This is a genomic window from Levilactobacillus parabrevis ATCC 53295 (assembly GCF_001434055.1).
GTDB classification, from domain to species: Bacteria; Bacillota; Bacilli; order Lactobacillales; family Lactobacillaceae; genus Levilactobacillus; species Levilactobacillus parabrevis.
On the sequence record NZ_AZCZ01000073.1, the window covers coordinates 1 to 3,982 of the forward strand.

The window sequence follows — 3,982 nt, forward strand, 5'->3', positions numbered from 1 at the left end:
GTTCGGATTAAACTTGTAATTTGCCGCTTAGAATAAATCGAGTTGAAATGACATCAAGTTGTAATCTTCCCTAAAATCGGTATTGGCACCGTTTTCAGTGATTTTTCATACCTGAATATTTTTTTGAAACGTGTTACAATCAATTTTGCTGTGTCACGAACGGAATTTATGAAAAAATTCAAACAAAGGAGGTTCCCGCAATGTCACTCACGAAACGCGATGTCCGCGACTACTTGATTGGGTTTGCCCTAGTCTTGATCATGGTCGGAATCGCTACTTGGCTTCACGATTACGAAATTATTCTCCCAGAGATCGGCGCACTCACGACCGGTATGTGGATCTACCACACCCCAACCTGGGTCAGTCAACCCTTCAAGATTTTCCTGGCACCATCTGGAACGGCAGTGATTGGCTTTGTCGTCAATCAACTGCCAATCAGCTATCCCGAAAAGGTTGGCATCACACTCTTGTTGATTCTCTTACTGCTCAACGTGCTACGTTCTACATTGGCCCCATCCTTTGCAACTGGACTGCTGCCAATTATTATCAACGCAACACATTGGTCATTCATCCTAGCCATCTTCGCGTTTACGCTGACGCTGATGATTGGGGTCCTCCTTCAAGGACACTACAAGGGTCTGCCCGCTGGTAAGCCGCTACACTACCAACACATGCTGGGCTTCGTGCTGGCCGCGGCTATCTGGGTCGGTGCCGTTTGGGTCGCCGGCTATCCGCAAATGGCAGGGATTCCACCGGTTCTGGTCGTCTTCTTTGAGGCTTCCCAATTGCCAAGTTACAGCGGTAGATTGGCTCTACAACAGATTGTTGCCCTGAGCGGCGCTGCGACGATCGGCGTTTTGGTCCACTTGGTCATCGCCTCGTGGCTCCTATCTGCGTTAATCACGCTACCCTTGGTCTTCATCCTGCTGCAGCTGCTGCGGATCAAGCTACCAGCCGCTTACGCCTTTCCACTACTAGCGTTGGTGCTCCCGGCAAATATGTTCCACACCTTACCGATTGCGGCGACTATCGCTGCCTGTTACTTCCTGGGGGCAGTCTTTGCCTACCGTAAGTTAGCGGCACTGACCGGCCTTGCATCGGAGAACAACTAATTTAAGACTTGATTATACGGATCAACTCCTCGGAGCTGATCCGATTTTTTTTGCATTTACACACTCTTTACCTAACCAACATTCAGTCTTTACAAGCGTTAGGTACACTTGAGCTTGCCGTACGCTCTCAACAAAACATAATTTCAAGTGGAAAAGGAGACCAATCGTGTTAGACATACTTAAAGCAGCCATCCTTGGCATTATTGAAGGGATTACCGAATTTCTTCCCATTAGTTCGACGGGGCACCTCTACTTAGCCGATGAATTCGTAAAATTAAACGAATCGACCGCCTTCATCAACATGTTCATGGTAGTCATCCAACTGGGCGCCATCATGGCGGTCGTCGTCCTGTATTTTACTAAGCTCAATCCCTGGGCGCCTAGTAAATCAGTACTAGAACGCCGCCAAACATGGACGCTGTGGGCTAAAGTCATCATCGCTGTGCTCCCCTCGGTCATCGTGGGGCTTCCCCTAAACGACTGGATGGAAGACCACCTGACGAGCTGGCAAGTGATTGCGGCCACCCTCATTATCTACGGACTGCTATTCATCGTGATTGAAAATTATAACCGGACCAAACGGCCGCGCTTCACCGACTTGAATCAGCTTCCGATCAAACTCGCTGTTTTCATTGGGATCTTCCAAATTCTGTCGATGGTTCCCGGCACCTCACGCTCTGGTGCCACCATTCTAGGCGCCATCTTGATTGGCACCTCACGCTTCGTGGCCACGGAATTCTCCTTTTTCCTGGCCATCCCCACGATGTTCGGGGCATCGTTATTGAAAGTCCTCAAGTACTTCCTTCACGGAAACACGTTTACTGGGAGCCAAATCATCGTCCTGCTGACGGGGGTCATCGTATCCTTCGCCGTGGCCTACCTCGCCATTAAGTTTCTACTTCACTACATTCGCAACAACGACTTTAAGCTATTCGGCTGGTACCGCATTGTGTTGGGCGCCGTGGTCATTACCTACTTTGGCCTTTTGCATTAACCACCACCCACATTAATATTCCGAAAATCATATCCACAAAGCGTATAAACTGAGCGTCATAGTTACTGATTCCGTTTCTCCTTACGCACACATATTTCAACATGACATTAATCAACGGCCTTGGTGAGTCATCACCACAATCCAATCGCATTAAGCGTTTTCAGCCACGTTATACACATTAAATGATGAGATTACGGGCAATTATTCTCTATTTGCAACAATCTGCAATCAAATGTGACGGGCTTTTAACTACACAGTAACTAAACTGCAATATTTCTCAGGTATGCTGTTAAGTATTAAGAAAACAGATTGGATAGATTTAAAAAAATGTCGAAATCAAAACTTACAACTAAATTTGCAACACTTTTACTTTTATTTGGATTTTCCTTCGGCATGGTGACCGATGTTACATCCAGCTTAGTTCCTGAACAAACAACTACTGCTCAGGCTTCTACTCGTGTGTCTGCTAGTCAGGCCAAGAAGATTGCTAAGATCAACGCCGGCCTGTCAAAAAAGCAAAAAGCTGCCAAGAACTGGGTTGCTAAGCGCGAGTCTAGTTTTAACTACTCTGCCCGCAATGGTCGTTGTTACGGTCGTTACCAGTTACTGAAGTCTTACCTGCATGGTGACTACTCCCCTGCAAACCAAGAAAAGACCGCCAACAAGTACGTCAACAATCGCTACGGGTCATGGACCAAGGCCAAGCGTTTCTGGCAAAGCCATCACTGGTACTAAACCAGCGAATCTGCTTAACGGCAGTTTCAATTACATAAATATTTACCATAATGGCAGTTAGACCCACAAGGTGTTTAACCGCCATTTTTTTACCCAAAAATTGATGAAAGAATGGTCTCTATGAAAAAAATCATCAGTCTAGCCTTGCTCCTTCTACTCGTCGGTGCCGGTTTATTAGTGGTTCCCCACTTGACCGCAGCCCGGCCTGCACAAACTGCCACGACCACTGCTAAGCGTCCGTCCAAGAAACCAACTGTGCCCAAATTGACGCGCAACGACCTACAACACAGTAAAGCCCTCACCTACAGTAGCATCATCTACTTTGCGGTTAAGCATTCCAAGCTTCAGCGCTGGCAAGAGGTCTCCGACTTCAAGCTAGGTTGGCAAGTCGAGATTTACCCGCGCAACGGCCAAACTAAGTATCTGGTGTGGCCTGACCAACATATTCAGGACAGTGCCAAGAACCTCGCACCAAATTGGTTTCGCTTTAAGGACAGCCAGCACGTCTTATATGACAGCATGATTGTCCACTCCTTCCGCAAGGATCAGACTAAGACCGCGAGCTTGACGGAAATTGTAAAACAGATCAATACCGATCACGCTGCCGCTAAGGTTCGTGCCATGCCCCAACGGCTGAGCGTCGTCACCCATAAATAGCACGCAGAACTGGCTGACTTTTCAGCCATAAAATTCACCTAAAAAAGAGTCTAGGATTTTATCCCAGACTCTCCGTATTCAATCTTCTAAATTTGCCAGAATTTCACTCTCAGTTCCGACGTTGATCAGCGATTCGATGCGGTCTAACAGCATGAGTAGCCAACCAAACGCCATCACGAAGGCAATCATTTCAAACGCCGTTAGGGAAAAGTACCCGATGCCACGAAACATGACTTCCGCAACAACTAGGGCCACCCCGACACCGTAGGAAAGATACAAAAACTCCTTGGTAATCTGAGGCAGTAGCCACCGGACGCCAATAATCAGGGCAATAACACAGTAAATCAAGAAGCTCGCCACTTGATCATGCAACATGTGCGAGGAAACGTTGTTAGGAAAGACTCCCACTAGCCCCAGGTTCAGAGCTGTCAGCGTCAGTAAGACACGCAATAACGTTAACTGGATTGAAGTCAATATTTGAGAC

4 protein-coding genes and 1 pseudogene are annotated in these 3,982 nt (G+C 47.3%); 4 read left to right on the forward strand and 1 reads right to left on the reverse strand.

Annotated elements, in window-relative coordinates:
- Positions 1-200 precede the first annotated feature (200 nt).
- The 4 genes from FD07_RS11625 (at position 201) to FD07_RS11640 (ending at position 3,498) form a co-directional block, all read left to right on the forward strand.
- Entirely contained in the window at positions 201-1,112 is a 912-nt protein-coding gene (locus FD07_RS11625; protein ID WP_020090480.1) for a hypothetical protein, read from the forward strand.
- 166 nt (positions 1,113-1,278) lie between these two features.
- A complete protein-coding gene (locus FD07_RS11630; RefSeq protein ID WP_020090481.1) occupies positions 1,279-2,106 on the forward strand; it encodes an undecaprenyl-diphosphate phosphatase in 828 nt (275 codons plus the stop codon).
- Positions 2,107-2,499: 393 nt separating this feature from the next.
- Positions 2,500-2,841: an aggregation-promoting factor C-terminal-like domain-containing protein gene (locus tag FD07_RS11635; protein WP_020090482.1), complete on the forward strand. Its 342-nt coding sequence runs from the start codon at positions 2,500-2,502 to the stop codon at positions 2,839-2,841.
- A 120-nt stretch (positions 2,842-2,961) separates the two neighbouring features.
- Positions 2,962-3,498, forward strand: a complete 537-nt coding sequence (locus tag FD07_RS11640; protein WP_020090483.1) for a hypothetical protein — start codon at positions 2,962-2,964, stop codon at positions 3,496-3,498.
- A gap of 78 nt (positions 3,499-3,576) precedes the next feature.
- On the opposite strand, the pseudogene FD07_RS12460 reads toward FD07_RS11640, so the two are convergent.
- Positions 3,577-3,982, reverse strand: a pseudogene (locus FD07_RS12460) (DUF998 domain-containing protein); the annotation flags it as partial.

What these genes read in the sequence shown, in the direction of transcription:
- FD07_RS11640 (WP_020090483.1), top strand. Translation starts at nt 2,962, where the DNA reads ATGAAAAAAATCATCAGTCTAGCCTTGCTCCTTCTACTCGTCGGTGCC.
- FD07_RS11635 (WP_020090482.1), top strand. Translation starts at nt 2,500, where the DNA reads ATGGTGACCGATGTTACATCCAGCTTAGTTCCTGAACAAACAACTACT.
- FD07_RS11625 (WP_020090480.1), top strand. Translation starts at nt 201, where the DNA reads ATGTCACTCACGAAACGCGATGTCCGCGACTACTTGATTGGGTTTGCC.